The sequence below is a fragment of the Candidatus Bathyarchaeia archaeon genome, assembly GCA_035935655.1.
GTDB lineage: Archaea > Thermoproteota > Bathyarchaeia > 40CM-2-53-6 > 40CM-2-53-6 > 40CM-2-53-6.
On record DASYWW010000030.1, the window covers coordinates 1 to 4,479 of the forward strand.

Sequence of the window (4,479 nt, forward strand, 5' to 3'; positions counted from 1 at the left end):
ATTCTGCTCGTGCTCGTGGTGATTTTGGCAGCAGTCACCGAAAATCCGGTGCTTCGTTTTGGACGTCATGTACTGATCGATTTGGTGGCCGCGTTTACGATAATTTCCGGGTTCCACTACAGCGTTATCGTGGCGAGAAAGCTCTGATTGAAATAGACAGGAATCCTTGCCTAGAACAGCGGTCGGTAGGGCCTGAAAACCATGAAGATAAAACTGGCCAGCACGGCGACGGCTGTTAGCCAGCCTAGTGCATAAGCACGTCTGCGTTCGGTCGAATCGGCCGGGGCGCGATCCAACATCAGTTTTCCAAGTATGAAGCCAGTGATACCACCGCCTAAGTGGGCCCAAGTATCGATGTGCATTCCCGGCAGAAACCCCCAAATGGCGAGGTAAATGATCCATCGCCAGATTTGCTCGCGGAGCATCTGCATCCCGGCGCTCCTTCGACGATATGTGATGGCAAGAAGCAGGCCGATCAGTCCGACTATGGCGCCTGATGCGCCGATGCCCGAATTACCCATGAAACCGCTTAGGAGATATCCACCAATGCCGCTCACAATATAGAGGAAGAAGAAGCGAGGTGATCCATAAAGTTCTTCAACAGCTGGACCAATGTCCACTAAAACCCACATATTGAAAAAAATGTGAAGCAAATTGGCATGCAAGAAGCATGCAGTGATTAGGCGCCAAGGAAGAAAAATGTCTCCAGGAAACCGTAAGGAGCCACCCAAACGCCCCAAGACGGACGGATGGACGCTACCGATGTTCATCAATATTCCGAGTACTCCTCCGGACATGCCCGAACGCATGCCACCGATGCGAATGGTCAAAAGCAAGCTAATCCCGTATATGATGCAGCATGAACTCAGGATCAGATAAGTGACCGGCGCGTTAGAAGGTAGGAGATGGCTCAAAGACCGGCTTGCCGCTGCAATTGAAAATGTCATGCTCGTGCCGCACTGGTGGCAGCGTTTTGCGGTCGAGCCGACGAGTGTGCCGCAGGAGGGACAGAGCTTCGGACGCGGCTGCCTTTCTTCAGAACGGAACATGGCCGCGAATTGTTCGCGCCATCGGTCGAGCTTCCAACGCCAGCGATGCGAAAGAGGCAACGGCAATCCTTGCGGCCACTCTGCCGCGTTCCTATAATACCGGAAAACTTTAGAAGCACACGCAAAGAACGCTGCGTATATATGAAATTGTTCGTCAGCTGCTGGGAAAGGACGCTTAGGAAAAACGGTGAGAGTTCTCGGGGTTAGACAGCTCTTAATTGGAAGTATTCCAAACGAAAAGAATATTCCTACAGTCCTGTGGGTCATTCTATCCGTGATGCTAATTGCTGGCTGCGGTCATCATCGAATGACTGCCAACCCTCCTGCGCCGGCACCTGTTCCTCCACAATTTCCTGCAGAACCGTCTCCGATTCCAGAAAAGAGGCCCACTTCGCCTGTTCCTCCTCCGTCGGCCGGCACTCAGGTTCTGGGCCATTACAGCGAAAAGGGAATCGCATCCTGGTACGGTGTACCCTTCAACGGGCGCCGCACCTCGGATGGAGAAACTTACGACATGTTTCAATACACGGCGGCGCATCGGACACTCCCATTTGGCGCCGTGGTTCGTGTGACGAATCTCAATAATGGCAAACAGGCCCTTGTCCGAGTAAATGACCGTGGTCCGTTTGTAGCCAATCGCATTATCGACCTCTCCTATGCCGCGGCCGTTGCGTTGGGCATGGTCGGAACCGGAACCGCGCCAGTTCGCATCGAAACTGTTGGCGGGCCGAATCCGGAAGTTGGCCTTTTCGGAGTTCAGGTGGGGGCATTCCAAGTGGAGGAGAATGCCGTTCGCATGAGAGAAAGGCTCGAGGCGCAATATTCTCCCGTCACCATCGCCACGGTGGAACTATCGACGGGAACCATCTACCGTGTTCGCGTCGGGCGGATGAACACTGAAGATCTGGCACATGAACTGGCCGACCGGATCGAGCGAGAGCAGCAACTGACTGCGTTTGTGGTTCGTTTGGACGACTGAGGAGGAGAGTTAACTAGCCTTGAATAGCAAGAAAAAGAACGCAGCCGATTCTCAATGGGTGTTGAACCCATCGGACTTTGCATTCTTGTGGGAAGAATGCAAAAGGTGCTTCTATCTGAAAGTCCGCGAAGGCTTCCGGCGACCTTCTATGCCCATGGCCAAAATTTTTACAGTTATCGATGGAGAGATGAAGAACTGCTACTCCGGCGAGCGGACTGAGAAAGCGATGCCTTTTCTCCCTCCGGGCATAGTCGATTCGAGTGTCAGTTGGGTTCAATCGAAGCCGATCAAGGTTTCAGGTCACGATAAGGCATGCATGATTCGCGGGAAAATCGATACGCTCGTGAAATTCGACGACGGCTCCTACGCGATCATTGATTTCAAGACTTCATCTCCGCGTGCAGAACATGTCCAGCTGTACGGGCGGCAGCTTCATGCCTATGCCCTCGCGCTTGAACAAGCGGCAGTTGGACATGTGAACCTCTCGCCTATTCGGCGTCTAGGGCTTCTAGTGTATGAACCGCGCAAGTTTGCAAACCCCACTGCCAGCGAGGCGTCACTCACGGGAAGACTTACTTGGATTCCGATTGAACGAGACGATAGAAAGTTCCAGGGGTTCATAGGCGAAATACTCGAAGTGCTTGAGAAGCCGAGTCCGCCAGACGCGGGTGAATGTGAATGGTGCCAGTATCGCGAAGCCAGCCGCAAGAATAAATTCTGAACTGCATGTTATCTTCCTAAGGAGTCAAGCTAGAATTGTCCCATGCGCAGTGGACAGGGTAAGATGCTTGCCTTACTTTTCGTCGCCTCTTTCATATTTACCTCCACAGAAGCCCCGGCTCAAGCGCAGCGAAAAGACCGAATTGTTTTGCCACGAGAGCTCGCAGCAGGCATGCCCGCAACTCTGGGTGTCCTCGGGCCAGATGGGCACACTGAAGCAACCGTGCAAATCTTATTGTCTGACGGAGAAACGCTCACCACAGACGAGAGTGGCCGAGCACATTTTCTCGCCCCTGCTTCCCCGGGAATTCTATTTGCGCGAATTCAAGGCACGGAGGATTGCGCGGCTGGTGAAGTGCAGAAGCCCGAAGATGCTGCGAAATTAAGTTTGGACGCAGCGACCCGCCTCGATCCTCTAAACGGACAAGTAGAAATCCGGGGCTCCGGGTTTGATGGCGATGCCGACAAGAATGAAGTAATTCTGGGCGCGAGCCGCGCTCTTGTCCTTGCTGCCTCTCCCTCAGAGTTGTTTGTCCTTCCTCCACCAGATTCACAACCTGGTATGACAGAGTTGAATCTGACGACCAGTGAACAGACTGCTTCAACCCCGATTACATTGGTCCGTGTTGATGCCCCTCTGCAGAATGTTTCTCAGAGAAAGAAGAAGAGAATCAAAATTCGGATTATCGGCACAGTCGAACCCGTCAGTCTCCAGATTCACAATAATCAGCCCGGCGTCGTGCATGTGTTGAGCAAAGGGGACCTCGTCCAGACTAGCGGGGGCACCGACAATTCAGTCGAAATTCGACTAAAGGGTTTGCGAGCTGGAGAATTTTCCTTATCCGTTCACCTCATCAGGCGCATTGATGCCGTCGGCATCCCTGCTGCTCGGGCCTTCTTGGATGCGGCACGCAAGATCGCGCCAAGCGCAGAGAAAAGTATCTTCGAGGATGTCCTTGGTAATTTAAGAAAGAACAATCCAGATACCTCTGCGCTGCGCGTGCAACTCCAAAAACTAGCGCCAGAAGATCTTGCAGGAGATTACGGAGCTCTTATTCGCGCAGCAAAGGAATCACTCTTTGGGCCGGAATGAGCTCATCGACGCTGTGTTCAATCCTTGGTGGACGCTTCTAACGCTTTCGGCGCGGCCTCGGACAGCGTACCTTGTGCCATTTGTTCGAGACTTCCTCGCGCTCGATCCAGTTTTCGGTCCGCTTCGTCATAACTCTGTTGAGCATGTCGAAGATGGCCTCCCAAGGTGTCAAACACTTTGCCAAAGGAATCGAGCTGGCCCTCAAGCCCCGCGAGGCTCGCAAGAATGTGTTTCGCGTTTTCTTCAATTTGCATTCCGCGCAGTCCCATCAGAATCGCACTGAGGTATGCGTGCAAAGTGTTTGGTGAAGCTGGGAGGATGCTTCTCGCTCGGCAATAATCGTCCAGCCGGCCCAGCTTCGAGTCGGAGGTCATTAACAGCTCGTAAAATACTCCCTCAGAGGGCACAAACATCAACGCAAAATCCAGAGTGTTTTCATTTTGAAGGATGTATTTTTCGGAGATCGACTCAGCATGTTTGCGCACAGCCTGAAAAAGCTCCTTGCGCGCATCCTCTCCGGATTCAACAAGACGACGGTAGGATTCGAGAGGAAATTTCGAATCCACCGGGATAATCTTCTCGCCCGTCCGGATAACTGCGTCCACGATGGCGCCGGTGGAAAACCGGTACTGCGTTTC

The 4,479-nt window shown here is 52.9% G+C and carries 5 protein-coding genes; 3 read left to right on the forward strand and 2 right to left on the reverse strand.

Going from position 1 to position 4,479, the window contains the following annotated elements:
• Window positions 1-170: 170 nt before the first annotated feature.
• Window positions 171-947, reverse strand: coding sequence for a rhomboid family intramembrane serine protease (locus VGS11_04985; GenBank protein HEV2119442.1), 777 nt, complete (start codon window positions 945-947; stop codon window positions 171-173).
• Between the two features lie 289 nt (window positions 948-1,236).
• Here VGS11_04985 and VGS11_04990 point away from each other — a divergent pair, with 289 nt between their 5' ends.
• The 3 genes from VGS11_04990 to VGS11_05000 are packed head-to-tail and all read left to right on the forward strand — an operon-like array spanning window position 1,237 to window position 3,841.
• Window positions 1,237-2,028 carry a septal ring lytic transglycosylase RlpA family protein gene (locus VGS11_04990; protein HEV2119443.1) on the forward strand — a complete coding sequence of 264 codons (792 nt, stop codon included), beginning with the start codon at window positions 1,237-1,239 and terminating at the stop codon, window positions 2,026-2,028.
• A 19-nt stretch (window positions 2,029-2,047) separates the two neighbouring features.
• The gene (locus VGS11_04995; protein HEV2119444.1) at window positions 2,048-2,749 is read left to right on the forward strand and encodes a PD-(D/E)XK nuclease family protein; all 702 of its coding nucleotides are present in this window, start codon (window positions 2,048-2,050) and stop codon (window positions 2,747-2,749) included.
• A 42-nt stretch (window positions 2,750-2,791) separates the two neighbouring features.
• Window positions 2,792-3,841: a hypothetical protein gene (locus VGS11_05000; protein HEV2119445.1), complete on the forward strand. Its 1,050-nt coding sequence runs from the start codon at window positions 2,792-2,794 to the stop codon at window positions 3,839-3,841.
• 17 nt (window positions 3,842-3,858) lie between these two features.
• On the opposite strand, the gene VGS11_05005 is transcribed toward VGS11_05000, so the two are convergent.
• The coding region (locus tag VGS11_05005) for a DNA recombination protein RmuC (GenBank protein ID HEV2119446.1) at window positions 3,859-4,479 on the reverse strand (621 nt) is incomplete at its 5' end.